This window comes from Komarekiella delphini-convector SJRDD-AB1, from assembly GCF_014831675.1.
In the GTDB taxonomy this organism is placed as follows: Bacteria; Cyanobacteriota; Cyanobacteriia; order Cyanobacteriales; family Nostocaceae; genus Komarekiella.
Genome location: NZ_VJXY01000033.1, coordinates 49,571 through 75,358, shown reverse-complemented (window position 1 = coordinate 75,358; position 25,788 = coordinate 49,571). Strand labels below are relative to the sequence as shown.

Genomic DNA, 25,788 nt, shown 5'->3' with positions numbered 1-25,788 from the left:
AGGGGCGGAGGGGCAGGGGAGCGGAGGGGCGGAGGGAGAAAGGATAATTAATGACAAATGACTATTGAACTTGTTCACTGCTGCTAAGATGGGCGATCGCTTGTTTAATCCAATCTTCCACATAGGCATCTTTGGGTAGTCCAATGTCTTCACTGACCACATGCAAAGCGTGGCTGACTTCATGGGCAGTATATCCCAAGGCGAAGAGGGTCATTTGCACTTCTTCGAGAATTCCGGGGGCTGGCCCACCTGTGGCGACGAAGAACCCGGCTGATTTGCGCCACTCGACTAACTTGCTTTTTAGCTCCAAACAGATGCGTTCGGCGATTTTTTTACCGACACCAGGAGCTTGAATTAAGACTTGTACATTGCCTGCGATAATTGCTTGGACTAAATCTGGTAGTTCCAAAGTGTCCAATAGGGCGATCGCTAAAGATGCACCAATACCACTGACAGTTAGCAAATGGCGAAATAAATCGCGTTCTGCTGGGGAAGCAAAGCCATACAACAACGGCACTTCTTCACGAATTTGGTAATGAGTGAAAATTTGTACTAAGTCTCCGGTTGTGGGTAACTGGTTTGCTAACCGTTGAGGAATTTGCAAATCATACCCTAAGCCATTTACTTCGAGAGTCAGAATCACGCGATTAGCGCCAATTGTTTGGATACCAGCAACAAGACCTTTAAGATAACTAATCATTTCAATAAACCAAAATATTTCAAACCTTCGATAATTCCACCTGCACAAAAACCTTTCGCCAGGTAGCGGTGGTCAGCGGGATACTCGTTGTGCCATTGGAGTAGCTCTGGACGTGCATTCCCAACAATGATTCCCCGTTCGTTGCCTACAGCAAATAAAGCAATATCATTACCCGAATCACCACAGACAACTGTTTGTTCTGCTGCAAATTTCCACTTTTGGCGGAGAAACTGCATTGCCTGACCTTTATCGCTGGTACGGGGTACAATGTCAAGGTCAATACCGCTACTATAGATTAACTTTATATTTAATTTATATTTCTGCAATTCTGCCTCAAGTTTTGGCAGAACACTTGCAGCTGAATCTTGTTGCAGGAAAAAGCTGACCTTGAAGGGACGCTGTTCTGAATCTGGTTGCAGAGCTAGCCCAGTGTATTTACTAGTAATAGATAATACTTTTTCTCGTTCCCAGCCTGGTGCAAGGATTTCTGACCAGTCTGAATCTGGAGTGTCAGTACCATCAAGGTAGATTTCTGTACCTACAGATAGGACGAGAGCATCAGGTTGCAAAAGATTTTTTTCAACTTGGAGTTCTTTGTAAAGTAGAGGCGATCGCCCAGTGGCATAAACAATTTTAGTGCCGTATTCTTGGCGATGTTCACTGAGTAATTGGGTTAGTTCTGCTAAAGCGTTGTCATTGCCTACGAGGGTGTGATCCAGGTCGGTTACAAAAAGAAATGGTTTCATAGCTTTGATGTACCCCAATTTAGTAGTTGCAGAAATACCTAAAATCCTCAAAATTAGCCAGATGTAACCCATGCGTTCCGAGTTAATCTACCAGATTTTGGCTCTTGTGTATTCGTACTAATGCAAGAATTCTTTCAAATGTCAAAAAGAACCAGACTCTCTATAGTATCTAGTCAAAAACGACTGATTAGTCTATGCTTTATTTTTGCTGCTAGTAGTGCGTCAAATTTAAATTGATGGATAAGTAAGTTCGTAGTGAAGACTTTAGTCCTGATTGTTCCAAACACTAAAGTGCTTACTACAAACCCTCGAAACTAACTTGAAATACTAGGTGCGATCGCGCAAAGAGTTTAGGCTGAAAACTAAGTCCACAAAGAGATAGCAAAATGAACAGCTTTCCCGCTTGGTACTTCGATGAGTCTAAAATGGCTGGTGTTGACTTCGAGGATGTAGCACAAGTTGAAGCTTATGACTGTAATCAGACATCTAGTACGCCAGAGAAAGAACAGGCTTTAGTCACTCGTCTGGGCATTTCTTCAAAGCACACTATTATCGATTTTGGAGCAGGTACAGGTACTTTCGCAATTCAGGCTTCACTAGCTGGTGCTTCTGTACACGCCATTGATATCTCACAAGCCATGCTAAATTATGCTCAGCGAAAGGCTAAAACATCAGGTGTTACTAATATCAAATTTCATCAAGCAGGTTTCTTGACCTATCAACATCAAGATGAACCTGTTGATTTCGTTGTCATTAAGAATGCGCTTCACATATTGCCAGATTTTTGGAAGATGATTGCTTTTTTGAGAATAATTGCGCTGCTTAAGCCTAATGGTATTTTCTATCTACGGGATGCAATTTTCTCATTTCCACCTACAGAATATGAAACTTCAATCAATGAATGGATCAAACAGGTGGCAAAACCTGAAGGTCAAGGTTGGACAGCTAAAGACTTTGAAATGCATGTGCGTGAAGAACACAGTACTTTTACCTGGATTATTGAAGAGATGTTGACACGCGCTGGATTTAAAATTTTAGAATTAACTAGTTTTACACCTGCTTATACTGAGTATTTGTGTATTAAACAGTTAACTTAATCTGCGATACTCCTTGGCGTAACTGGCGCTGTCGATTAAGCCAAGATTGGCGGACGGGCTGACGCAGGAGGGGAGCAAGCTTGCTTACTAGCCATTGTATCGGTGCGCTTTTGGTCAGTAGTTCACCTTGAGCTGCTTCTTCACTTTGAAGTTGTTGCGATCGCACAATTTCTGGTTCTCGTTCAGCTTGAATCAGTGGCAATGTTGCATCAATATCTGCGTGTTCTGCTCCCTCACGCAACAGAGGAACTAGATGGTTGGCTGCGACAATTACGTCCCGCAATGCCATATTAATCCCCTGAGCGCGGATAGGTGACATTGGATGAGCCGCATCGCCCAAAAGTAGTAACCCTGGCACAGACCAACGCGGACAACGACCGACTACAACGGATAGCAATACAGGGCGCTCAATAGTTTCTGCATTCTGTCGGAAATGCTCAGCTAACCAAGGAGGTGATGCAGATGCCAACATTTCAGCCCAATCAACTTGCTTCCAGTCCATCGGGAAATCCTCATAGAGTGACCAGCCTACTTGGAGATTGCCCTCTGAACTGTGAAATAATCCAAAGGCGTGATGACCGCTCACAACTGAGTAAAAGACGTTTTCCGACTTAAAACGCGGACTATCTGCCAATTTGAACCAAAGAATGTTAAAACTTTGAGATTGCTGCTCCAGGGTTAAGTTTGCTCGCTGGCGAACAATGGAATTACGTCCATCCGCCCCAATAACTAAATCCGCAGAAATAGTACTATTGTTCCCTAGCTTGACGCCAGAAACCCGACGTTTACCCGATGGAGTCGAAGACGAATCGCTCCACAGCAAATCTTGTACAGGTTCACTCTGCACTAACTCAAAATTTGCATAGGTGCTGGCTTCTTCAATCAGCGCTTCTAAAAGGGGTGGCTGTGAAACGAGCATAACCGGCTTACCATTGGGTTCCATCGGTTCCTCAACTCGAAATAGCGATCGCTTATTGATCAAGAACTCCCAGGCATCCAGAGAGCGATGAGGAACCTGTTCTAAAACAGGCAACAATCCCATCTGCTCCAGGGCATCGAGTCCGCTAGGCATTAGCCCCTCACCGCGAAAAACTCGGCGGAAGTTACGAGATGCTTCAATCAGTTTGACTGCAATACCCCGTTTTACAAGCAGCAGCGCCAGTGTTGCACCAGTGGGCCCAGCCCCAACAATCACAACTTGAGTCATTTTTTTTTAAATGGTTTTTATTTGTTTTGTTCGCCTATCATACTATCCTTGATGTGTCAAGTTAAAGATGCTAGGATATCAATCGCTTCTCACTATTGCTAAACAAGCCATGCAAAACACAGACACGACATTAAAACTTCGCCTGTGGACAGTTGAGGAATATCACCGGATGGCTGAGGCTGGGATTTTTGGTGCAGATGAACGGGTGGAACTCCTAGAAGGGAACATAATCTGGATGAGTGCGAAAGGGACGGCTCACGGGTCAGCAGTGGGAAGAACAAATAAGTTACTACAAAACCGTTTAGAAAATCGGGCTTGGGTATCTATTCAAGACCCAGTTAAGTTAAATGAACGATCTGAGCCAGAACCGGATATTGCTGTGGTTAAAGTAGATCCGCTGGACTATGCAGACCACCATCCCACCCCGCCGGAAGTTTATCTGATTATTGAGGTAGCAGATAGTAGCCTGAAATTGGACTGTGAAACCAAAGCCAAAGCCTATTCAAAGGCGGGAATTAAGGATTATTGGGTGCTAGATGTGGTAAGTCGTCAATTATATGTATTTCGGCAACCAACTCAAGAGGGCTATCAAAGTAAATTAATTTTGAGTGAAGATGGGACTATTTCACCGTTAGAGTTTCCTGATTTGCAGATTGCAGTATTGGAGATGTTACCGATGGTAACTTTGAGTTGAGGACGTCTCGAAAGCAGTAAAAGGGCGATCGCATAAAAATTACTTTTTTAGTATGATTTACACGAGTTATGTAAAATCCAGTGAATGCCCAAAAAGAAGCGACCTAGAGAACATATCATTGCAGATCTCAGTGTTAATCATGTTGAAAGATATGTATTTCTATGCGGTTATTCAGTAGAACGAATTGAGTTTGATTATGGTTTTGACTTGGTAATATTTACTTATGATACAAATGGTGAAATCGAAAATGGTCAGATTTATATACAGCTGAAGGCTAGAAATTCCTTGAAAGTGCTTGAAAATCAAGAAACTATTGCCTTTACCGTAACACGCACTGACTTGGAACTGTGGCTCTTTGAGCCTATGCCATGTATCCTGATTGTGTACGACGCTCAATTGGATATAGCTTATTGGTTATACTTGCAAGCATACTTTGAGAAATTGGAAAAGTTTAACTTATCCAAAGTTGGTGAAACTGTTACCGTTCACCTCTCTAAAAAGAATATAGTAAATGAAGAGGCGATTAAAAAACTTGCAAGATACAGAGATGATGTTCTGAGACAGTTACAGGGAGTTATTCGCCATAATGTCTAGAAATATTTTGTTTACTGAGTTAGAACAACTGCTGTTAAAGCTAGGTTTTACTACCTTGCCTACAGCTGGTTCTCATCATGTTTTTCAGTATCCATCATCTGGAGTATTGGTAATTTTACCAGGCTATGACAAAAAAGCTTATGTTGATACTGTACATATGGTAGCTGTACGCCGAATACTGATAGAAAATGGCTTAATCAACAACAGCGCTTTCGACAATTTACTAGAAAAGATACCAAGTTGATAACCTGTGTTTTAATTACAATAATCAGCTTGAGAAATTGCGATCGCATCTCTTGAAAGCACTAAAAGCGCGATAACTTCTCTTCGAGACGCTGCGCGAACGTTAAGCTGCGCTAATGCACTTGAAGAATTTTAAATCGAATAATACAGGGGAAATGATTTTGCATCCTTCGGCTTTACATACACCCGCTGTTGCGGTTCTAACTGCAATTGATTAAAGCGATCGCGTGTTAAATGTGCCGTCACCACTTGCCCATCATCTAATGTTAATTCTACTTGAATTTCCCAACCCAAATGTATCAAACGGCTGACTGTCGCAGGTGTAGTAGCGCCGTTAGCAGTATTTTCCACAATCACATCTTGCGGACGCAAAAATACTTCTGGATGTGGCGAATCGAAACCACTGCTTTGGAAAATCCTTGAGGTGCTGGGTAATACATTCACCGGGCCAATGAAGCTCATCACAAATGCTGTGGCAGGATTATCGTAAATTTCTGCTGGCGTCCCCACCTGTTCTACACGCCCTTGATTCATCACCACAACTTCGTCGGAGACTTCCATTGCTTCTTCTTGGTCGTGGGTGACGAAAACAGTGGTAACATGTACTTCATCATGGAGGCGGCGTAACCATGCCCGCAAGTCTTTACGGACTTTAGCATCGAGTGCGCCAAAAGGTTCATCTAGCAATAACACATCGGGTTCTACGGCTAGTGATCTTGCTAGGGCTACCCGTTGTCTTTGACCACCAGAAAGTTGTGATGGATAGCGATCGCCTAGTCCACTCAACTGCACCAATTCCAGCAATTGTTCTACTCGCCCTTTAATCTTTTTTGTTGGGGCCTTGCGGATTTCTAAGCCAAAAGCAATATTTTGCCGTACAGTCAGATGCTTAAATAGGGCATAGTGTTGAAACACAAACCCAATATTCCGCTCTTGCACACTTTGATAAGTAGCATCCTTACCAGTCAGCAAGATTTTGCCACTATCTGGCATTTCTAAACCCGCAATTAATCGTAGCAGGGTAGATTTACCTGAACCTGATGGCCCCAGTAAGGCAACCAGCGAACCACTCTTAATTTCTAAGCTGACCTGATCAACTGCTTTGAAACTCCCGAATTGCTTGGATACGTTCTCAACTACTATGCCCACTGCCACTACCTCTGCAACTAATCTACGGTTTTTTGCTGGGTTTACCGTGTCTTACATATACCATAGACAATTGCATTTGGATTAACAAGATTTCAATTACTACAGAATTGAAAAATGAAATTTGAATACTTGATAATGACCCAATGAAAACAATAAAGAGGATAAATTTACAATTCCCAATGTGCGTTAGCGCAGCTTAACGTTCGCGCAGCGTCTCGAAGAGAAGTTATCGCACTGTTTGTATCGAAACATTAAGGAATATTGCATTTCAGTCGAAACCTGGAGGTAGAGCGCAAAATCAGTCAAAAGACCGTGATACGATGCTTTCGGTAAATGTGAAGATTGGGAGAAAGACCTTTGACACTACGGGTTGCTGTTATTGGGTCGGGCCCTGCTGGTTCATCTGCCGCTGAAACACTGGCTGCATCAGGGATCGAAACCTACCTGTTTGAGCGGAAGCTAGACAATGCTAAGCCTTGTGGGGGTGCAATTCCCCTCTGTATGGTGAGTGAATTTGACTTACCACCAGAGATTATTGACCGTCGGGTACGAAAGATGAAGATGATTTCGCCCTCGAATCGCGAGGTTGATATCAATCTGATAAAAGAAGATGAATATATAGGAATGTGCCGCCGTGAGGTGCTGGATGGCTTCTTGCGGAATCGCGCGGCAAAACTAGGCGCAAATTTAATTAATGCCACTGTTCATAAACTCGATATACCCACAAATAATACTGACCCCTATACCATCCATTACGTTGACCACACAGAAGGTGGCGCACAGGGCATTGCCAAAACCCTGAAAGTGGATTTAATTATTGGGGCAGATGGGGCAAATTCCCGTATTGCCAAAGAAATGGATGCAGGGGATTACAATTATGCGATCGCTTTCCAAGAGCGAATTCGCTTACCCCAAGACAAAATGGCGTACTATAACGACCTCGCCGAAATGTATGTCGGTGATGACGTTTCTACTGACTTTTACGCTTGGGTTTTCCCCAAATATGACCACGTAGCTGTGGGTACTGGCACAATGCACGTTAACAAAGCCAGCATCAAACAGTTGCAAGCCGGTATCCGGGCCCGCGCTTCCGAGAAACTAGCAGGTGGCCAAATCATCAAAGTAGAAGCGCACCCCATTCCTGAACATCCCCGTCCCCGTCGCGTTGTCGGTCGCATAGCTTTGGTAGGCGATGCTGCTGGCTACGTTACCAAGTCTTCTGGTGAAGGTATTTATTTTGCCGCGAAGTCTGGGCGGATGTGTGCTGAAGTCATTGTAGAAGCGTCTAACAGTGGCAACCGTATTCCCACTGAGGGAGATCTCAAAGTTTATCTGAAGCGTTGGGATAAAAAATACGGACTCACTTACAAAGTGTTGGACATTCTGCAAAGTGTGTTCTATCGTTCCGACGCCACCCGCGAAGCGTTTGTCGAAATGTGCGGTGATCTTGATGTACAGCGGTTAACATTTGATAGTTACCTATATAAGACTGTTGTCCCAGCTAATCCCATCACCCAAATGAAAATTACTGCCAAAACTATTGGTAGTCTAATTCGGGGTAATGCCCTTGCTCCTTAGTTGAGTGCTGAGTAGTGAGATTAGGAGCAGATAATTTACAATTTTGAATTGTGAATTGTCTGCTCCTTTACTATTTTTGTCTACAACAGTAGAGACGTTGCATTGCAACGTCTCTATCAAGGTATTTGTTGCAATTATTAATTAAATTGGTATGACCGATTTGGCGATCGCACAACAGTAAGGCACACGAAAATTAACGCCTGAAGGGGTTGTAACAGTGCGGCCTAATACTTTCATAAAAACCCCTGGTAGCTAGCCAGGGGCAATGCAAGTCAGTACTTTTCGCATGGAATATATCCACTTCAATACCATAGCAACCCTCTAATCTGGAGGTCTGCCATTTTGCCAAGCAAAAAAAGCCCTCAGTGATCAACCGAGGGCTGGTTTCTTTAGATAGCGGTAATATACAAAGTTATTATTCCCACATCAGAGAGTGAATGATACTATCGCAGTCCTATTTGAACTGATATAGCCAACTACAGAGGGCAAACTGTTCATATTGCTCATATCATAAATTGAGGTATAAATTAGTTTAAGCTAATGTTGAATATTAAGAGATTATAGTGATACCGAATATGAAGAACCACATTTTTGCCACAGCCACATTTGTAGCCACAATCAGCTTATCAACAACCGTCCAAGCCGCAAATTCTGAGCATGTTAGACAGTTATTAGCAACCAAACAATGTCAAAACTGTGACCTTACTAGTGCAGGTTTAGTAATGGCTGAATTATCTGGAGCCAATTTGAGCGGCGCTAATCTTACAGGTGCTAACCTCAGCCGTGCGAACTTAAGCGGCGCTGATTTGAGGGGTGCAAACTTGAGCGGTGCTGGTTTATTTGGTGTTAACCTAAGCGAGGCTCAACTCGGTGGTGCAAATCTGGCGGGTGCTGATTTGAGAAATACCTATCTAACGAATGCAGAATTGAAAGATGCTTATCTTAATGGTGCTAACTTCCAAGGTGCAGTTGGCATCCCATCACAAATTGCCACACCAGAAGAATTCTACGCTTGGGGTGTAGCAGAAGCAGAAAAAGGCAATCAACAGCAAGCAATTAGTTATTTCAATCAAGCGATCGCCATTAAACCTGAATACGCAGGTGCTTATCTAGCTCGTGGTGTCGCCCGCTACCAAGCTTTGGACAGGCAAGGTGCATTTCAAGATGCTCAAATTGCTGAAAAAATGTTTACAACCCAAAATAACAACCCTGGAACGCAAACAGCACAAGCTTTTATGAAAGAACTGCAAACACCCCCAACAGAGAAAGTAAGTACTGGTAAACCCAGTTTTTTCGACTTTTTGGGAAGTCTTGGCTCAGTCTTGCTCCAGTTTTTACCTTTTTAATGAAGATGGGGAAGTAGGGGAGAAAATAATTAATTAGGACTTACGCAAAAAACCTCTCAAACTCTCATTTCTCCGTGTCCTCTGTGCCCTCTGCGGTTCGTTTTTCCGTTACCTGTGCGTAAGTCCTGTTAATGATCAATGACTCTTGACCCTTGACTATTAACTCATGAGTTTATCCAGCGAATTGTGGACAGCAAATCAAGATTTAGCCAAAGCTTGTCTAGAGCATCCTTTTGTTCAAGGCATTGGCGACGGTACTCTTGAACAGTCAAAGTTTGCTTACTACGTAGGACAAGATGCTTTTTTTTTGGAAGCCTTTGCCCGCGCTTACAGCATAGCCGCAGCTAAAGCACCTGATTGGATAGGTTTCACCACCTTTCATAACCTAGCTGGTGGAGTCTTAGAAGAACTGCGGCTACATGAAAGTTATGCTTCCCAGTGGGGAGTCAATTTGCACTCTGTTGAACCTGGAACCGCTACCCGTCGCTATACTGACTTTTTGTTAGCCACTGCTTGGAGTGGAGATGTGGGTTTAACTGCTGCGGCCATGTCTCCCTGTATGCGTCTTTATGCCTTTTTGGGAGAAGAGTTAGCTAATGGTGGCATCCCCAATCATCAATATGATGACTGGATTCGTACTTATAGCAGCGGAGATTTTCAGCCACTAGCACAACAATTAGAAAGTTTAGTTGATAATTACGTTACTGCCAAAGCTTTAGTCTATTCAACTTATCGCTATGCTATGTTTTGCGAACGCGACTTTTTCCAAGCTGCGTGGGCAGAATCATGATGGAGAAGAAAATAACTCTCGACTTTTGACCTTTGACCCTTCCATCAAGTGATACAAGTGCTTATTGCCAAGCAAGAGCAAGACTACCACAGAGATTATTAGAAAAGCTTTCTGGCAAAGCTGCACAAAGTTTAGAAGAGAAAGTGACAAGTGTCAGGTTTGGGCGGCTCTAGGTTTCGTTCTCGACTTCAGCCTCCATCAGCTTCGCGATCGCTGGACGCTCGCTACAGCGCTGTAGCCATCCCGTGACGTTGGGGAACGGCGTCAGATCGACCTCCATCGTCCCGATCCAGCCGACGAAGCCTTGCAGATGCGTGTCCACAAGACTGTAGTCGCCGAGCAAGAACGATTTCCCCTCTAGTCCGCTGTCGAGAATTCTGAGACAGACGGCAAGGTCTGCCTTTGCCTTCTCCACTGCGCTCGCGCTGCGCTGTTCGGGGGACACCCAGTCCAACGAGTTAGACTGGACTGCTCCTTCACTGCTAGTCGGCAGCGACGCGGACAATCGTCCGGCTGCTTCGGCGAGCGTGACGTTGCTCCAGGCGATCCACTTCATCGCTTCGCCGCGCTTCGGCCCCGGCTCAGGGTAAAGCTTGGACTCCACGCCGAAGACCTCACCGAGGTACATCGTGATGGCGGATGACTCCCAAATCGGCGTCCCCTCATGCACGATCGCGGGAACCCTTCCGTTCGGGTTGACCTTGAGGAAGTCCGGCTTTCTAGTGTCACCTGCGCTGATGTCGAGCTTCACACGCTCACACGGTGTGCCAAGCTCTGCAAGAACGGCTTCGGTGATACTTGATGTGGACATGGGGGCGTAATAAAACGTTATGCTCATCGATGGTTTCTCCTAATCTTTGATTGTCAACTGTGAGTCAAAAGCAGTCGGTGATGCTAGCCGTCTGCGCCGCATAACTATTTTTTCCACGGAAAGTTTCCATATAATCTTTTTTTTGATGACGATAAATAGAGAATTACAGCTTCTTTCTATCAGAACATATAGCAATTTTCTTGATAACACCTGTATTTGGCATATTACACAGGATTTTTCCGTATGACTACCCTTCACGAAAGGATTATATGTAATTTTTCCGTATACCCGAATGGCACGCTGTTTCTAGCTGCTGAATTTGCTGGTTTAAAGGAGGTTGAGCAATGTGCAGTTGTTCTATGGCTCTACGAAGTGCAGTTCCTCGGCTACAGCGATAAAGTAGCGCAGGTGTTGCAGTTCCAGATTTTTGATATTTTATAAGTCTCAATTTTGCATAAATATATATTGGACATCTAAAAAATACCTACCTATGATACTTATATATAGATATTAGAGGTAGTTAGAGCTATGTCACAGAAGTATACTTCAGTAACTACACGCTCAATATTCAGGTTGTGTCTAACCCTGGAATTAGCAACAAATGCACGTTGGAAATATGAAATACAGAGAATTTGCAATACTAACTGATGCTCTATTATGTGTCGTCTTTTGAGAAAATCATGTAATACAATCGCAACACAAGCGATGATGGCAGGGAAGGAAAAAAAATGTCGGAGAATTTAAGAAGCCAAGTTGTGACGCAAGGAGTGCAGCGATCGCCTAATAGAGCAATGCTGCGTGCAGTTGGTTTTAAAGATGAAGATTTCAATAAAGCCATTGTGGGTATTGCCAATGGTTACAGCACTATTACCCCGTGCAATATGGGGATAAATCAACTGGCACAAAGGGCAGAAGTTGCCGTTAAAAGTGCTGGAGCGATGCCGCAAATGTTCGGTACAATTACCATCAGCGACGGGATTTCAATGGGAACTGAAGGGATGAAATATTCCCTAGTATCACGGGAAGTAATTGCCGACTCGATTGAAACCGCCTGTACAGGGCAAAGTATGGATGGTGTACTAGCTATTGGCGGTTGCGATAAAAATATGCCAGGGGCAATGTTGGCGATCGCCCGGATGAATATCCCCGCTATCTTTGTTTACGGTGGCACAATTAAACCCGGACACTACAATGGACGCGATTTAACCGTTGTCAGTTCTTTTGAAGCCGTCGGTCAATACAGTGCCGGTAAAATTGACGACAAAGAACTATTAGAAGTTGAAAGCCGTGCTTGTCCCGGTGCTGGTTCCTGTGGTGGAATGTTCACAGCTAACACCATGTCTTCAGCATTTGAGGCGCTGGGAATGAGTTTGCCTTATTCCTCAACAATGGCCGCAGAAGATGCCGAAAAAGCCGACAGTACTGAAAAATCAGCATTTGTTTTAGTCCAAGCCATTCGTAAACAAATCTTACCCCGCCAAATTATTACTCGCAAATCTATAGAGAACGCCATTTCTGTAATTATGGCCGTAGGTGGTTCGACAAATGCCGTATTGCATTTTCTGGCGATCGCCCGCGCCGCTAATGTAGAGTTAACCCTGGACGACTTTGAAACTATTCGCGCTCGTGTCCCTGTTCTGTGCGATTTAAAACCCAGCGGTAAGTATGTAGCTACTGATTTACACAAAGCTGGTGGCATTCCGCAAGTGATGAAAATGCTACTTGTGCATGACTTGCTACACGGTGATAGCCTCACCATCAGTGGTCAAACAGTTGCAGAAGTCTTGGCAGATATACCAGCAGAACCATCTCCCAACCAAGATGTGATTCGGACTTGGAATAACCCGATGTATTCTCAAGGACACTTAGCTATTCTCAGAGGCAATTTAGCCACAGAAGGGGCTGTAGCTAAAATTACTGGAGTGAAAAAACCAGTAATTACCGGCCCCGCACGCGTGTTTGAATCGGAAGAAGCCTCTTTAGATGCAATTTTGGCGGGTAAGATTCAACCAGGTGATATTCTCGTTATCCGCTACGAAGGGCCCAAGGGTGGCCCAGGGATGCGGGAAATGCTGGCTCCAACCTCAGCAATTATCGGTGCTGGGTTGGGTGATACGGTAGGATTAATTACCGATGGGCGTTTTTCTGGTGGTACTTATGGTATGGTAGTCGGTCATGTTGCCCCAGAAGCCGCAGTTGGGGGTGCGATCGCTCTTGTAGAAGAAGGCGATAGTATTACCATTGATGCACCTGCACGCCGATTGCAGTTGAATGTATCTGAGTCGGAATTAGCTCGTCGTCGTGCTAATTGGCAAGCACCTGCACCGCGTTACACTAAAGGCGTACTGGCGAAATATGCCAAGTTGGTATCTTCTAGCAGTCTCGGTGCTGTAACCGATTTAGATTTGTTTGCAAGTTAGTTCAGCAGAGAAAATCTATCCTTGCAATCTGTAGAGGTGCAAGATTTTGCATCTCTACACAAGCTCATAATTGATATTTTTTATTTAATAGTATCCATTTCTCTACCGCCTTCTCTAGTTCACAGTAATTTTTCAGAGGCGATCGCTACTGGGTAAGATAGAAACACCAAGTAGTTTTTGATAACGCGTCTACATAACAACTATTATTTTTATGAGCCAATACTCGTTTCATGACGAAATCACTTTAGCCGAACAAGCAGAAGAATTGGGAAGAAAGGCACTGAATCTAGCACTAATTCCTTCTTTTGTTGTTCATCACTTTCCAGATAGCTGGCAATTCTATATCCCTAATGAAAAGACTTCAGAGCCTTTAACACCAGAACAAGCCTATCTGAAATTGAAAAAATTAATTGAATCTTCTTCATCCAAGACTTAGATAAAGCTGGCTATCCTTCCAGATAAATGTAGATTATCCTCAATGTCAGGGGAAAATTGAGCCAGAGCGGTGTTCTCTACGTTCGCGTAGCGTGTCGTAGAAAGACGCTTCGTGAAGACGGAGCGTCTTATACTGTTGGCGAAATATTTATTAACGCTAGAAACCCCTGTAATATCGTGGAAAGCCTAAACCAAAGTTTCCTAAAACCACCCTTTCAATGAATTCGCCACGACAAGTGTGCGGAATCTGGGTTCTAAATAGTACTCTAAGAATTAGGAATCGCTTTTTTAGCAACATTTTTTGAGGGAAAACTCCATGACTATTTGGGTAAATGAGCAAATTGATCCATCTGGGATGATTCATGCCTGTATTGCATGTTGTAATGAGTCTCAAGCCAAAGATTGTCATGATTCCTTTCAGGAAAACTTGACTGAGATGCAAAAGACAGCAGGTTGGATAGCACGATTGCGAACAGTCGAGTCTTGGGATGAAGTTCCAGTGAATTCTTTAAAACTCAATTAATTGCGTACTATCGAAACTAAGTAAAGAGCTAAAATTTTTTCTAGCAGACACAATTACTTTTGTCTTTTCTGCTCACATTTGGGCGGAACTATAACACGCTTTGCCTTACTAGACACCATTTAGGACAGCTTCTTTGAAAGTTATGCCATTTTAGCATTGACCGCAAATTTGCTGAGATAGTTGTTATGTTTTGAGATTTTGATCGCCTAGATTTCAAGAGCGAGCGCCTCCAACGGGCGGTTACGCCATCGCAACAAATATCATCAGAACAGATTAATAAAACATAAAAATAAGATTAAAATTCCCAAATTATTAACAACTGCTTCAAAGAAAAATAAACTATTTATAGAAATAAGATGATTTTTCTGAACTTTTAAGAGATATCATCGATACCGAGGAACAAATTAAAAAAACTTGCAAAAACCGAATAAATGTAGTGAACTATCCCAAAGTTTACGCTTCGGAGCAAGGCTGTCCCATTAATTTGGTTGGCAATATGGGACAAGCGGTTCAGATTTCAATTCATGCCCCTAGCCAGTATATCTGTGCCAACTGCGAACGGATATTACCAGATTGGAAAGAGCAACCATTTTTATGGGTAGTGATTGTCCTCCAGCAATCACAATATAAACTAGTGGAAAAGACAGCAGAGATAGAGGCAGAAAAAGAACGCTTACGAGAAAAGTTTATGAGATTTGGCTGCGATCTGGTATTTAATCTACGCGATCGCGGTTATTTAACTGACCTAATCGATCCCCGTACTGGCTATCCTTTAATGTCCCACCCTGGAGCAATTCCCCACAACGACACAGCAGTTGTCAAAGCCTTACTCAACTATCCAGTAATTAAAAACAAATGCAGTGTGCTAGTGCATCCTAATTGGGGTACAGCTGTTTATCCCAGCATCTTAATATCAGAAGCTCCTCCAATCCTGATCGAATGGGTCACTAAAGATATAGCACCTATGCATGGGTGGAATGAGATTGGTTGATAGTCATTTGTCATTTGTCATTGGTCATTTGTCAGGAGTTATTTATTCTTTCCCAGCTCCTCTGCTTCCCTGCTCCACGGCAGTTGCTACAACGGGGAGGCAGCCGCGTGGGCGGGTTTCCCGACTTGAGCGGACTGCCGTGGGAACCCCCGCAACGCACTGCTTCCCCTGCTCCCCTTACTTCCCCACTCGTCATGTATGCTAAAAAATGGGTATGCAAAGACGCATAGCAGCACCTATGTCTCTAGAAAACTTACTTCAGGAAGCTAGGACAATCGAAGCTTTTGATAGTGCGCCTTGCTACTTCCCGCTAATGAGTGGACGCTATGAAGTCAAGCCAGGGATGATGCCTTTTGGCTCCTGCTTGAGCAATGGTGAGGCTGACCAACAAGTATTTCAAATTGATGATAATTTTAACCACTATCGACAGGCTAAGCTGTTAGCCCGTGCAGAGCGGTTGAGTAAGTACTACCAAATCTGCAACTATTCTAAGGCTGTGGCAGGAGCGATCGCCCGTTTAATAATTAATCGCCTTACCCAAGAATACCCAAACCACTTTTGCTGCAAAAAGTCCATAGATAATACTTGGATATTCTACAGCCGGCTCACCAAAGAAACCCTCTACCTTGATGCAGACTGGGAGTTACAGCAAGTCCAGGGTAGCGCAGTCTTTCCACCTTATGCCTCTATTCTCGATGCCCTAGCACTACAGATGCAGGAAGACTTAACAGTTATCTGCCGTACTGCTAATGGTAGCAACTGGCTGAGTGCAGTTCATCTTTGCTATCCCAACCACTGGTCAGCCGAGGCAAAAATTGGCAAAGATTTTGCTACAATCCATGCACCTGTAGCAGGTATAGAAAAAATCAATCGCCGAGCAGATGCGATCGTCAATACGATGATTGATCACAAACCAATGGTGCGCTTTGCTTGGGGTTTGAGTACCGACACTCGTCTTAACCACCATCCTCAAGCGCCGTCTGGGATTTCACTCAGCCAGTGGCGGGGTAGAAACTTTGATCCACAGCACCCCAAGCTCTACCTGCGAATTGAACGACAGGTAATTTGGGGACTACCGGAGTATGAAGCAGCGCTGTTTACTATTCGTACTTATTTTAGAGATTGTGGCGTGGTTAAAAAAGATTCAGTGTTAAGGTCTAAGCTTCATGCTGCAATTCAGTCTATGACACCAGAATCGCTGGTTTATAAAGGATTAGCAGAGAGCAAAGCCAGTATTTTGGAGTGGCTAAACAAGGTTTAAATCAGTGAACAGTAAACAGTAAACAGTAAACAGTTGGGGGGATTTAAACTTGCTAGATAGCGCCTGCCAGTAATCGGCTTTGGGTTATTAGTAGGACTTACGCACTGAAGGCTGAAACCTAGATCCCCCCTAGCCCACGCCAGTCGCTCATGGGGAGCCACCCCAAGGCGGAGGTTGCCGACGCTCGTTCGCGCAGCGTGTCGCAGACAAGACTCGCTCTCAGCGTTGGCGCAGCCTCAAAGTAGAGAAGCCATGCCGTAAAGCCTGCGGCATGGCTTCGCTTAAGGCGAAGCCTCTCGTTCACGAAGTGTCTCCGATAGGAGAAGAGAAGGCTTTACGCTGCGCTATCCGTTGTGGGGAGTGGCGGGGAAACCCCCTTGGCGCAGCCTCAAAGTAGAGAAGACCGCGCTGGCTCCCCTTCAAAAGGGGGGAATTTATAAAGCCCCCTTTTGAAGGGGGTTGGGGGATCTGAGTGCGTAAGTTCTGATTAGATAGACCATGTAGAGACCTTGCAATGCAACGTCTCTACCAAAGGATTTGTTGCAATCATTAATTGAATCAGTATTAGTAGTTTCCCTTACACCCAATTATGTTTACTGTTTACCGTTTACTGTTTACTGTTAAAGTTGCAATGCAACGTTTCTCTCCATCAAGTATTTTTAGGTTCACGCAATTTCTGGGAACCAATTGGCCCAAGAATTTGGTTGAGGCTACGCAGTTGTTCAGCTGTACCCATGCAGATTAGCCGATCTCCCGGCATTAAAACCGTCTCGCCAGTGGGGCCACCGATGAGATTGCCATCAACGCGACGAATTGCCAGAACTAATGCCCCAGATTGCGATCGCAATCTGGCTTTTTGTAAAGTTTGACCGACAAAAGGACAGAAAGCCGGGTCGAGTAAAAATTCTTCCATATACAACTGGCGGTCTGCACCTGTAAGAATCCCATCTACAAAATCTAAAACCTGGGGTCTAAGTGCCGCCGCAGCCATCCGCTTCCCGCCTGTAATATAGGGAGAAATCACTTCATCTGCACCACCGCGTTGTAATTTTTGTAAAGCTTCTTCTGTACTTGCCCGTGCGATCGCCCGGATTTCTGGATTCAGTGTTTTAGCTGATAAAACTGTATATAAATTTTCTGCATCTGAAGGTAGCGCTGCGACAATACAAATTGCCCGTTCAATGCCGACTTTCAAAAGCGTGTCATCTAATGTAGCATCACCTTGGTATGCTGTATAACCTTCATTTTGCGCCCTTTGCACAGATTCTATTTCGGAATCAATCACTACAAAAGATACGCCTTCTGACCGAAATTCCTTGGCAATTTGACGACCAGTCCGACTAAATCCACAAATGATGTAGTGTTGTGTTAGGGATTCCATTAATCGCTTCTGTTGCCGTAGCCGAATTCCTTCTTGAAAATAGCCTTGTATTATGGCTTCGGTAAATCTATTGACAATGTAACCGATATTGACCACACCCAATAAAATTAAGGCAATTGTAAACAATCGTCCTCGGCTACCTAGTGGCTGTGTCTCTCCATATCCCACCGTAGCTAAGGTGATGACTGTCATGTAAGCTGCGTCTTGCCATGACCAGCCTTCTACTAACCAATACCATAAAGTGCCAATCAGGAGCACACCGCCGAGAGCGATCGCCCCAGCCATTAACTCCTTTTGGATACGTTGATATTTTTGCTCTAGTGTTGAGTACAAAATTTTTCACCACTACCACACGTTTGAGAATATATGAGCGTTAGCTTAAGAGGAAGTATAAGTTGCGGGAAATAAAAAGTAATTTTTAAAGATTTCTAGGAAACTAGTAGATAACTATATGATGAAAAACTTCAGGAGGAGCGGTAGTGAGTCTACAAACTCTAGATGAACAAGTCACGATCCCCCCAGATTCAGGTGTAGCATCTAGTCCCTTTGATGCAGATAGCTTTAATCAAGCTGTAATGTCCACATACGCCCGGTTTCCTTTAGCCCTAGAACGGGGCGCTGGTTGCCGGGTTTGGGATACACAAGGGCGGGAATATCTGGACTTTGTGGCTGGAATTGCCACTTGTACCTTGGGACACGCTCACCCGGCTATGGTAGAAGCGGTGACTCGCCAAATCCAAAAGCTGCACCATGTCTCTAATTTGTACTACATTCCTGAGCAAGGTGAGTTGGCAAAATGGCTTATTCAACACTCTTGTGCCGATCGCGTATTTTTCTGCAACTCTGGAGCTGAGGCTAACGAAGCGGCAATTAAACTAGCGCGGAAGTATGCCCACACAGTTCTAGAAATTGAAAAACCGATTATTTTAACCGCCAATGCCAGTTTCCACGGGCGGACTTTAGCAACAATTACTGCTACAGGACAACCGAAGTATCAAAAATACTTTGATCCATTAGTGCCTGGTTTCCACTACGTAAATTACAACGATATTAACGCTGTGGAAGTGGCGATTAGCGAGTTGGATGAAGGCGATTATCGTGTAGCGGCGATTTTAATAGAACCATTGCAGGGAGAGGGTGGGGTACGTCCAGGGGATATTGCCTATTTCAAAAAGCTGCGGCAAATTTGTGATGAAACTGGCATTCTACTAATTTTTGATGAAGTGCAAGTTGGCATGGGGCGCAGTGGTAAATTATGGGGTTATGAACATCTTGGCGTTGAGCCGGATATTTTCACCAGCGCCAAAGGCTTGGGTGGCGGTATCCCCATCGGTGCAATGATGAGCAAAAAATTCTGTGATATTTTTCAACCAGGAGAACACGCCAGCACCTTTGGCGGAAATCCATTTGTGTGTGGAGTGGCGCTTAGTGTCTGTCAGACAATAGAGCGGGAGAATATTTTGCAGAATGTGGAAGAACGAGGTGAACAGCTGCGATCTGGATTAAAAGCGATCGCCGCAAAATATCCTCACCAAATTGCCGAAGTTCGGGGTTGGGGTTTGATCAATGGTCTGGAGTTGCAAGCATCTACTCAGTTAACCGCAGCTGATATCGTCAAAGCTGCCATAGACGAGGGCGTATTGCTCGTACCAGCAGGGCCAAAAGTTGTCCGGTTCGTACCTCCGCTGATTGTGACAGAAGCAGAAATCAATACCGCACTGCAAGCTGTTGACAAGGCATTAGCAACCATTACAGCGTAAACATTGCTGGGCTATTAGATCCCCGACTTCTTTAAGAAGTCGGGGATCTGACCACTGACCACCGCCAACTAAATATTTGCTGCTTACTTTAATAAAACCTTTTTTAAAACCCCCAAATTAATTCGAGGGCTTTTTATGTTGAGATTTTAATTTTTAATTTTGATTTTCTTGAAGATGTTACTAACGTGTTCTGATTTCTAGGTACAGCTTCAATCATCTTCCCAGTATTCATGATCTAGCAGGTCGATAATTCTATCTCTGAGTAAAAACTCGTTTTTTTCTAGCTCAAGCTCGAAATACACCCATTCATGATCAGGAATGTATTTACAAAGAGTATAGATTGGCTGCTGACGGTTAACAAGTCCCTTTTGAGCAAGTTGACGTGCTTCTTCCTTGATAACCTCGATGTCGTATTTAACTGCAATATCCATAGCTCGTTACCTCGCTTTTGATCAAGGCATTAAGAGTCAAAATAATAAATTTTTTGGCTCTACCTTTAACTTATCAAAAAACTTGAAGTAAATTGTGAAGAATAAAAACATAAATGTTTGCTGTAACTCAGATACTTTAGTTAGATACTTTTTCAGATCTCAAGGGAACCCCCTATAGAGGTATTTTCACAAACTAAAAACGATAGCGTAACAAGTTGTAAACAAAAAAGTATGCAGACGCTCTCTGGATGACTTGCTAAAAGTAAGCTAGGCTAAAGAATACATAATGAAGAATGAAGAAAAGTTAAGAATAAAAGTTTTTCGTTCTTATCTCAACCTTCATTATCTGTTATTTAACTCATCTTTCTATATTTGCTTGAGGGTTTCTACTTTGATCTTGAATCTTGATAAAGTTCGTCAATATTTTCCTGCCTTAGCTGGTGAATGGACTTTTTTTGATAATGCTGGCGGTTCACAAACCTTAAAGAAAGTAGTAGATAGGATTAGTGAATTTCTGTTGACATCTGATGTCCAATTGGGTGCTTCTTATGCAATTTCTCAACTAGCAGGAGAACGCTTGGCATTAGCAACAAGAGGAATGGCTACTTTTATTAATGCCAAGTCTCCTAGAGAAGTGGTCATGGGGCCATCGACTACAATGATGTTGAAAGTTCTCTCAATGTGTTTGAGTCAAACTTTCGCACCTGGTGATGAGATTATTGTTACTAATTGTGACCATGAAGCCAATATTGGGGCTTGGGTTGCTTTAGAAGAACAAGGAATGAAGATTAAAGTCTGGCAAATCTGTCCAGATACCTTGGAATTGCATTTAGAAGATTTAGAACCATTAATGAGTCAACGCACAAAACTAGTAGCATTAACTCATGCTTCTAATATTTTGGGAACTATCAACCCTATTAAAAAAATTGCTGCATTTGTACATGAACGTGGGGCAATGATTTGTGTGGATGGTGTTGCTTATGCGCCGCATAGATTAGTTGATGTCCAAGATTTAGATGTGGATTTCTATGCTTTGAGTTTTTATAAAGTTTACGGGCCACATCATGCTTTGCTTTATGGCAAAGAAGAACATTTATTAAAAATGCCTGGTCTTAATCATTATTTTATTACTCAGACAGATATTCCTTATAAGTTTCAATTAGGTAATGTTAATTTTGAATTGAGTTATGGAATGTTAGGTTTATGTGATTATTTGAGTGAACTAGCACAAATACACTATGGCAATCAAACTACAACTGATTTGAGAAGTCAAATGGTGCAAGTCTTTGATTTAATCAGTATGCATGAAGAGAAGATAGGCGATCGCTTACTAGACTACCTCAACGACAAGTCTAATGTACGTGTGCTCGGTCAATTGAAAGCTAACCATACGCGTGTACCCACTATATCTTTTGTAGTAGATGGAATTGATAGCTCGACCATCCCTATCAAAATTGACCCACATTACATCGGAATTCGCTACGGAGACTTTTATGCTAAAAGGCTAATTGAATACTTGGGGTTAGCTTCGCAAAATGGAATAGTACGCGTGAGCATGGTACATTACAACACGCTTGAGGAAGTTGACCGCCTAATTGAGGCTTTTGAGCAGGTATTGTAACCTCGATAATGGGGAATGGGGAATGGGAAGAAATTTTTCCATTTTCCCCCTCTGCCCCTCTACCTCCCCTGCCTCTCTACCCCTCTACCCCTCTCCCCCCTTATTACTGTTGTTGTCGCCGTTCCTCAATTTCTTGTGTAGAAATCATACTGTTCACTTTCTCTACATCTACCATCATTAAAACTGCTCCCTCTATTTCAATGCCGAGTAGGGGAGTAATTGCTAGGTAACATTTTATTTGTTTACCCCGACGATTAGTAGCATCAAAGATCATTTCTTGAAATTGATTTTTTTTGGATAGAGACTCGCGAAGTGGCGATCGCAATTGCTCAACGGGCAGTCCAATATCTAAACTAAAGATAGATTTTCCTAGAACTTCTTCAGTCCGTAAACCCCACAAATCCTCTACCATATAATTCCAAATTAAGATATTAAAGCTATTATCAATCACTACTACTCCAGTTTGGAGACTTCTGAGAATAGAGACGAGGAATACATTTGTCCGGTTAAGTTCTATAGTCCGCTGCGAGAGTTCGTTATTAATTGTTTGTAATTCTTCATTAGTAGATTGAAGTTCTTCGTTCATTGTCTCCAACTCTTCATTAGTAGATTGAAGTTCTTCGTTAGTAGTTTCTAATTCTTCATTAGTAGATTGAAGTTCTTCGTTAGTAGTTTCTAATTCTTCATTAGTAGATTGGAGTTCTTCGTTGGTAGTTTCTAATTCTTGTCTGGAGCGTTGCAGTGCTTCTTGGAGTTGAATATAACGGGTGACATCATGAAAAGCAATACTAACACCTAAAAAACTGTTGTCGGTGTCTTGCAAAGGCATGATCCGTACATCTAAATACTGCTTTTCGTTGCTGGATAAATAACGCTCTACATTTGTCAGATTGATGGTGCGGCATTCTGTGTAAGCTCGTTCAATCAGCGATCGCAACTCCAATGGTCGATAGGAAAGTTCCAGATCTTGGAAGGGACGTGATAAATCTCTCGGTGAAAGAGCAAACAAACTTCGCGCCTGCTCGTTTGCTATCACCAGAATACCATTAATATCAATGACTACTTGAGCGATCGGTGCTGTATCAAACCCCATGTCTCGCAGGCGGAGGTTTCGAGACAAACGGCTGCTAGATTCGTCATCTGCTGCATTTGCTATAACTAGGAGGCGATCGCGCGTATTCACTGACGATATCTTAGTAAATATCCGGTTTTTTAAGTCTACTGGGGTGAACAGACTCGAATGCATCAACAGCATCTCTGCTTTCCCCAAAAACAGATAGCCTGTATCATTAAGGGCGAAGTGAAACCGAGCTAGAATTCGTCCCTGAGCCTCAGAGTTAAAATACATCAGTGTGTTGCGACTAACTAGCAAGTCTAAGCGGGAAATCGGCGCATCTTGAAGTAAGTCATGACGACCAAAAATTACTGAGCGGCGTAGGTCTTGACGAAAGACATAGCGGTTGCCTACAAGCTCAAAATATTTTTGCCGCAGTTCATCTGAAACCGCCTGGACATCTTTTGCTGAATATACAGCTTGGCGAGCCTGATTAAGAGCATCTTCATCTACATCTGTGGCATAAATTTTCACCCGTTGGCGAAATTCCTCGGCTCCCAAAATTTCAGCCATCAGTATTGCCAAGGTATAAGCCTCTTCCCCAGAAGCACAGCCAGCACTCCAGATGCGGATTTGGTCAGAATTTTGTTTCTCCCTAATTAGATTGGGTAGCACATGCTCTGCCAGGTATTCCCAGGCGCAGGCATCCCGAAAAAAGGCGGTGACATTAATCAAGATGGTGTTGAAGAGAAGATTGAATTCTTCTGGGTGAACCTCTAAGTAATCCAGGTAATCTCCAAAACTCTCTATACTCAACGATTGCATTCGCTTGCGTGCCCGACGCATCAAAGTTGAACGTTTATAGCCTGTGAAATCAAAGCCCCGGCTGTGTCTGAGATAAACCAGTAGATTTTCAAATTCAGGATCTCTTTCTGTGGAAGTCATAGCAGAGGGGGAGAGGGGGAGAGGGGCAGGGGGGCAGGGGAGTAGAGGGGCAGAGGGGCAGAGGGGCAGAGGGGCAGAGGGGCAGAGGGGCAGAGGGGCAGAGGGGAAAATTTATTCCCAATCCCCAGTCCCCAGTCCCCAATCCCCAATCCCCAATACCCAGTCCCTTTCAAGCATTACCCATGACTAGAGTTACTAAGGCATGGGAGATTTCATTTAAGGGGAGAATGAAATCTACATAGCCAGTTTGAATTGCTGCGGAGGGCATCCCGGCAAATTCGGCAGTTTTTTCGTCTTGGGCAATAACTGTACCGCCCATTTTGTGGATTGCTTCTACACCCATCGCTCCGTCGCTACCAGTTCCACTGAGTACAACGGCGATCGCCCGGTCTTTGTAACTGGCTGCAACTGATTCAAATAATAGGTCAGCAGAAGGGCGCAGAAAATGTACTAATTCCGATTGGGATAAGGAGAGTGTACCATCACAGTTGACCAGGAGGTGACGGTTGGGTGGGGCAATATAAACTATTCCTGGGGTAAGATTGTTTCCCTCTTCTGCCTGCTTGACACTTATAATAGTACGCCGACTGAGAATTTCTGCCATTAGCGAGCGATGCCGGGGGTCTAGGTGTTGGACAACGGCGATCGCGGCTGTAAATTCGGCGGGCAGATTCGATAATACTTCAGTTATGGCAGCCAACCCACCTGCTGAAGCTGCCAGAGCTACTATATCGAAAGCAGCATTAGTAAATTGAGGTGGATGATTGTTGGCATTTTCTGCCATTTTTGCCATGATTTTTCGGCTGTGATTATATAGCCATTCAATAGTTACAAGTAGCTTTAATAACTCTGAAGTGATTTTTTTAGCTGTATATATTAGGACTAGTATTTGATTTTGGAAATACACGTTGGGTGGGCAATGCTCACCTTACACTTAAGTTTCAAGCGTACTGAATTTTTTCAAACATCAAACTTAATTCCTATATTATACAGTATATTTCAGCAGGTTCAGTACTTTCCTGTTGAGTTAGAGAGTTAATTTTCTTGCTCTAGAATCTGTTTAGCTTGTAAAAGTTGCTGTTTATGTTCCTCAAGGAGAGTGGGGTATTTCAGATTTAGTTCTTGTAATTTTGTGCAGATAATATCAGCGACTACCAAGCGTGTAAACCATTTGCGATCGGCAGGAACAATATACCACGGGGCCCATTCAGTACTAGTATTATTAAAAACTTCTTCATAAGCATTCATATAATCATCCCAAAAAGCTCGTTCTTTGACATCACTGGCTGAAAATTTCCAATGTTTGTCAGGCGATTCAATCCTTTCAAAAAAGCGTTTTTTCTGCTCAGACTTAGAGATATTGAGAAAAAACTTCAAGACGATAACACCATTATTTACCAAATATTTTTCAAAGTTATTGATTTCTTCAAAACGCTGCTTCCAAATCCGATTGCCATTAGGTATTTGGGGTAGTTGTTGTTTTTGGAGAATTTCTGGATGGACACGAGCTACTAATACTTCTTCATAGTATGAGCGGTTGAATATCCCAATTCGACCTCGTTCTGGCAAAGCTTTCATTGAGCGCCACAGATAGTCATGGTCTAGTTCTTCCGCACTAGGTTCCTTGAAACTATACACCTGACATCCTTGGGGATTTACACCAGACATCACATGTTTAATTGTGCTATCTTTCCCAGCAGCGTCCATTGCCTGAAAAATAATTAACAAAGCATAAGTATTTTGAGCATAGAGAATATTTTGGTAATTTGCTAATTTAATAACATCTGCCTGCAATTTTGTTGCAGCATCAGTTTTTTCATGAAATTGAGTTTTATAAGCTGGATCATAATTTTTTGGCAGAGAAATCTTTGAACCTGGTGGAACAATGAAAGCATCATGATTCATGTAACATAGCTCCAATATTGTGCTTGTACCCAGTTATATTTTGCATTGTAAATATTACATCTATATTATTTTTGCTGATCAACATCAAAGACAGTGCTTACCTACA

At 43.3% G+C, this 25,788-nt stretch carries 24 protein-coding genes and 1 pseudogene; 14 read left to right on the top strand and 11 right to left on the bottom strand.

The window, feature by feature from the left end:
* Positions 1-61: 61 nt before the first annotated feature.
* Both ruvA and FNW02_RS24835 read right to left on the bottom strand, forming a co-directional pair.
* Positions 62-700 (bottom strand): Holliday junction branch migration protein RuvA, encoded by a 639-nt coding sequence (ruvA, locus tag FNW02_RS24840; RefSeq protein ID WP_191760152.1) that lies wholly within the window; start codon positions 698-700, stop codon positions 62-64.
* The gene (locus tag FNW02_RS24835; protein WP_191760151.1) at positions 697-1,446 is read right to left on the bottom strand and encodes a sucrose-phosphate phosphatase; all 750 of its coding nucleotides are present in this window, start codon (positions 1,444-1,446) and stop codon (positions 697-699) included. Before FNW02_RS24835 ends, ruvA begins: the two co-directional genes overlap by 4 nt.
* Before the next feature lie 386 nt (positions 1,447-1,832).
* On the opposite strand from FNW02_RS24835, the gene FNW02_RS24830 reads away from it, so the two are divergent.
* Positions 1,833-2,543: a class I SAM-dependent methyltransferase gene (locus tag FNW02_RS24830; RefSeq protein ID WP_191760150.1), complete on the top strand. Its 711-nt coding sequence runs from the start codon at positions 1,833-1,835 to the stop codon at positions 2,541-2,543.
* Here FNW02_RS24830 and FNW02_RS24825 read toward each other — a convergent pair.
* Positions 2,527-3,750, bottom strand: a complete 1,224-nt coding sequence (locus FNW02_RS24825; RefSeq protein ID WP_191760149.1) for an FAD-dependent monooxygenase — start codon at positions 3,748-3,750, stop codon at positions 2,527-2,529. The genes FNW02_RS24830 and FNW02_RS24825 overlap by 17 nt on opposite strands.
* Before the next feature lie 109 nt (positions 3,751-3,859).
* Between FNW02_RS24825 and FNW02_RS24820 the strand changes: the two genes are divergently transcribed.
* From FNW02_RS24820 to FNW02_RS24810, 3 genes are all read left to right on the top strand, one after another.
* Positions 3,860-4,444, top strand: coding sequence for a Uma2 family endonuclease (locus FNW02_RS24820; RefSeq protein ID WP_191760148.1), 585 nt, complete (start codon positions 3,860-3,862; stop codon positions 4,442-4,444).
* An 84-nt stretch (positions 4,445-4,528) separates the two neighbouring features.
* Positions 4,529-5,038: a DUF4365 domain-containing protein gene (locus FNW02_RS24815; RefSeq protein ID WP_191760147.1), complete on the top strand. Its 510-nt coding sequence runs from the start codon at positions 4,529-4,531 to the stop codon at positions 5,036-5,038.
* A complete protein-coding gene (locus FNW02_RS24810) occupies positions 5,031-5,282 on the top strand; it encodes a type II toxin-antitoxin system HicA family toxin (RefSeq protein WP_191760146.1) in 252 nt (83 codons plus the stop codon). Before FNW02_RS24815 ends, FNW02_RS24810 begins: the two co-directional genes overlap by 8 nt.
* Before the next feature lie 131 nt (positions 5,283-5,413).
* Here FNW02_RS24810 and FNW02_RS24805 read toward each other — a convergent pair whose 3' ends face one another.
* Complete coding sequence (locus FNW02_RS24805; RefSeq protein WP_191760145.1) at positions 5,414-6,430, bottom strand: TOBE-like domain-containing protein; 1,017 nt, start codon at positions 6,428-6,430, stop codon at positions 5,414-5,416.
* Between the two features lie 357 nt (positions 6,431-6,787).
* On the opposite strand from FNW02_RS24805, the gene chlP reads away from it, so the two are divergent.
* The 3 genes from chlP to FNW02_RS24790 all read left to right on the top strand — a co-directional run bounded on the left by chlP (position 6,788) and on the right by FNW02_RS24790 (position 10,144).
* Positions 6,788-8,008, top strand: a complete 1,221-nt coding sequence (chlP, locus tag FNW02_RS24800) for a geranylgeranyl reductase (RefSeq protein ID WP_191760144.1) — start codon at positions 6,788-6,790, stop codon at positions 8,006-8,008.
* Positions 8,009-8,583: 575 nt separating this feature from the next.
* The gene (locus tag FNW02_RS24795) at positions 8,584-9,354 is read left to right on the top strand and encodes a pentapeptide repeat-containing protein (RefSeq protein ID WP_191760143.1); all 771 of its coding nucleotides are present in this window, start codon (positions 8,584-8,586) and stop codon (positions 9,352-9,354) included.
* A 166-nt stretch (positions 9,355-9,520) separates the two neighbouring features.
* Entirely contained in the window at positions 9,521-10,144 is a 624-nt protein-coding gene (locus FNW02_RS24790) for a TenA family protein (protein WP_191760142.1), read from the top strand.
* 169 nt (positions 10,145-10,313) lie between these two features.
* On the opposite strand, the gene FNW02_RS24785 is transcribed toward FNW02_RS24790, so the two are convergent.
* Together FNW02_RS24785 and FNW02_RS24780 are read right to left on the bottom strand one after the other, a co-directional pair.
* Complete coding sequence (locus FNW02_RS24785; protein ID WP_191760141.1) at positions 10,314-10,982, bottom strand: glutathione S-transferase family protein; 669 nt, start codon at positions 10,980-10,982, stop codon at positions 10,314-10,316.
* Positions 10,983-11,256: 274 nt separating this feature from the next.
* Positions 11,257-11,378 (bottom strand): annotated as a pseudogene (locus FNW02_RS24780) (LysR family transcriptional regulator); the annotation flags it as partial.
* A 305-nt stretch (positions 11,379-11,683) separates the two neighbouring features.
* Between FNW02_RS24780 and ilvD the strand changes: the two are divergent.
* From ilvD to FNW02_RS24755, 5 genes are all read left to right on the top strand, one after another.
* On the top strand, positions 11,684-13,375 hold the full coding sequence (gene ilvD, locus FNW02_RS24775; protein ID WP_191760140.1) for a dihydroxy-acid dehydratase: 1,692 nt from the start codon (positions 11,684-11,686) through the stop codon (positions 13,373-13,375).
* 211 nt (positions 13,376-13,586) lie between these two features.
* The gene (locus FNW02_RS24770) at positions 13,587-13,811 is read left to right on the top strand and encodes a hypothetical protein (RefSeq protein ID WP_191760139.1); all 225 of its coding nucleotides are present in this window, start codon (positions 13,587-13,589) and stop codon (positions 13,809-13,811) included.
* 315 nt (positions 13,812-14,126) lie between these two features.
* The gene (locus FNW02_RS24765) at positions 14,127-14,333 is read left to right on the top strand and encodes a glycogen debranching protein (protein ID WP_191760138.1); all 207 of its coding nucleotides are present in this window, start codon (positions 14,127-14,129) and stop codon (positions 14,331-14,333) included.
* Between the two features lie 436 nt (positions 14,334-14,769).
* Positions 14,770-15,324, top strand: a complete 555-nt coding sequence (locus FNW02_RS24760) for a methylmalonic aciduria and homocystinuria type D protein (protein ID WP_191760137.1) — start codon at positions 14,770-14,772, stop codon at positions 15,322-15,324.
* A gap of 238 nt (positions 15,325-15,562) precedes the next feature.
* On the top strand, positions 15,563-16,585 hold the full coding sequence (locus tag FNW02_RS24755; RefSeq protein ID WP_191760163.1) for a heme-dependent oxidative N-demethylase family protein: 1,023 nt from the start codon (positions 15,563-15,565) through the stop codon (positions 16,583-16,585).
* A gap of 649 nt (positions 16,586-17,234) precedes the next feature.
* Here the strand turns inward: FNW02_RS24755 and FNW02_RS24750 are convergent.
* Positions 17,235-18,299 (bottom strand): potassium channel family protein, encoded by a 1,065-nt coding sequence (locus FNW02_RS24750; protein ID WP_284438437.1) that lies wholly within the window; start codon positions 18,297-18,299, stop codon positions 17,235-17,237.
* 146 nt (positions 18,300-18,445) lie between these two features.
* Between FNW02_RS24750 and FNW02_RS24745 the strand changes: the two genes are divergently transcribed.
* Complete coding sequence (locus FNW02_RS24745; RefSeq protein ID WP_191760136.1) at positions 18,446-19,726, top strand: acetylornithine/succinylornithine family transaminase; 1,281 nt, start codon at positions 18,446-18,448, stop codon at positions 19,724-19,726.
* 209 nt (positions 19,727-19,935) lie between these two features.
* Here the strand turns inward: FNW02_RS24745 and FNW02_RS24740 are convergent, their stop codons facing one another.
* Positions 19,936-20,157: a DUF4327 family protein gene (locus FNW02_RS24740; protein WP_191760135.1), complete on the bottom strand. Its 222-nt coding sequence runs from the start codon at positions 20,155-20,157 to the stop codon at positions 19,936-19,938.
* 286 nt (positions 20,158-20,443) lie between these two features.
* On the opposite strand from FNW02_RS24740, the gene FNW02_RS24735 reads away from it, so the two are divergent.
* A complete protein-coding gene (locus FNW02_RS24735; RefSeq protein WP_225225882.1) occupies positions 20,444-21,778 on the top strand; it encodes a cysteine desulfurase-like protein in 1,335 nt (444 codons plus the stop codon).
* A gap of 103 nt (positions 21,779-21,881) precedes the next feature.
* Here FNW02_RS24735 and FNW02_RS24730 read toward each other — a convergent pair whose 3' ends face one another.
* The 3 genes from FNW02_RS24730 to FNW02_RS24720 form a co-directional block, all read right to left on the bottom strand.
* Complete coding sequence (locus FNW02_RS24730; protein ID WP_191760133.1) at positions 21,882-23,777, bottom strand: CheR family methyltransferase; 1,896 nt, start codon at positions 23,775-23,777, stop codon at positions 21,882-21,884.
* A gap of 169 nt (positions 23,778-23,946) precedes the next feature.
* Positions 23,947-24,570 carry a chemotaxis protein CheB gene (locus FNW02_RS24725; protein ID WP_191760132.1) on the bottom strand — a complete coding sequence of 208 codons (624 nt, stop codon included), beginning with the start codon at positions 24,568-24,570 and terminating at the stop codon, positions 23,947-23,949.
* Positions 24,571-24,812: 242 nt separating this feature from the next.
* Positions 24,813-25,682 carry a polyphosphate kinase 2 family protein gene (locus FNW02_RS24720; RefSeq protein WP_191760131.1) on the bottom strand — a complete coding sequence of 290 codons (870 nt, stop codon included), beginning with the start codon at positions 25,680-25,682 and terminating at the stop codon, positions 24,813-24,815.
* Positions 25,683-25,788: the final 106 nt, after the last annotated feature.

Bases quoted from the DNA above. Each gene is read 5' to 3' on its own strand.
- FNW02_RS24830 (WP_191760150.1), top strand. From the start codon at position 1,833: ATGAACAGCTTTCCCGCTTGGTACTTCGATGAGTCTAAAATGGCTGGT.
- FNW02_RS24770 (WP_191760139.1), top strand. From the start codon at position 13,587: ATGAGCCAATACTCGTTTCATGACGAAATCACTTTAGCCGAACAAGCA.
- FNW02_RS24795 (WP_191760143.1), top strand. From the start codon at position 8,584: ATGAAGAACCACATTTTTGCCACAGCCACATTTGTAGCCACAATCAGC.
- FNW02_RS24810 (WP_191760146.1), top strand. From the start codon at position 5,031: ATGTCTAGAAATATTTTGTTTACTGAGTTAGAACAACTGCTGTTAAAG.
- FNW02_RS24785 (WP_191760141.1), bottom strand. From the start codon at position 10,982: ATGAGCATAACGTTTTATTACGCCCCCATGTCCACATCAAGTATCACC.
- FNW02_RS24735 (WP_225225882.1), top strand. From the start codon at position 20,444: ATGAAGAATGAAGAAAAGTTAAGAATAAAAGTTTTTCGTTCTTATCTC.
- FNW02_RS24720 (WP_191760131.1), bottom strand. From the start codon at position 25,682: ATGAATCATGATGCTTTCATTGTTCCACCAGGTTCAAAGATTTCTCTG.
- FNW02_RS24730 (WP_191760133.1), bottom strand. From the start codon at position 23,777: ATGACTTCCACAGAAAGAGATCCTGAATTTGAAAATCTACTGGTTTAT.
- FNW02_RS24725 (WP_191760132.1), bottom strand. From the start codon at position 24,570: ATGGCAAAAATGGCAGAAAATGCCAACAATCATCCACCTCAATTTACT.
- FNW02_RS24825 (WP_191760149.1), bottom strand. From the start codon at position 3,750: ATGACTCAAGTTGTGATTGTTGGGGCTGGGCCCACTGGTGCAACACTG.
- FNW02_RS24815 (WP_191760147.1), top strand. From the start codon at position 4,529: ATGCCCAAAAAGAAGCGACCTAGAGAACATATCATTGCAGATCTCAGT.
- FNW02_RS24835 (WP_191760151.1), bottom strand. From the start codon at position 1,446: ATGAAACCATTTCTTTTTGTAACCGACCTGGATCACACCCTCGTAGGC.
- FNW02_RS24740 (WP_191760135.1), bottom strand. From the start codon at position 20,157: ATGGATATTGCAGTTAAATACGACATCGAGGTTATCAAGGAAGAAGCA.
- FNW02_RS24755 (WP_191760163.1), top strand. From the start codon at position 15,563: ATGTCTCTAGAAAACTTACTTCAGGAAGCTAGGACAATCGAAGCTTTT.
- ruvA (WP_191760152.1), bottom strand. From the start codon at position 700: ATGATTAGTTATCTTAAAGGTCTTGTTGCTGGTATCCAAACAATTGGC.
- ilvD (WP_191760140.1), top strand. From the start codon at position 11,684: ATGTCGGAGAATTTAAGAAGCCAAGTTGTGACGCAAGGAGTGCAGCGA.
- FNW02_RS24765 (WP_191760138.1), top strand. From the start codon at position 14,127: ATGACTATTTGGGTAAATGAGCAAATTGATCCATCTGGGATGATTCAT.
- FNW02_RS24820 (WP_191760148.1), top strand. From the start codon at position 3,860: ATGCAAAACACAGACACGACATTAAAACTTCGCCTGTGGACAGTTGAG.
- FNW02_RS24790 (WP_191760142.1), top strand. From the start codon at position 9,521: ATGAGTTTATCCAGCGAATTGTGGACAGCAAATCAAGATTTAGCCAAA.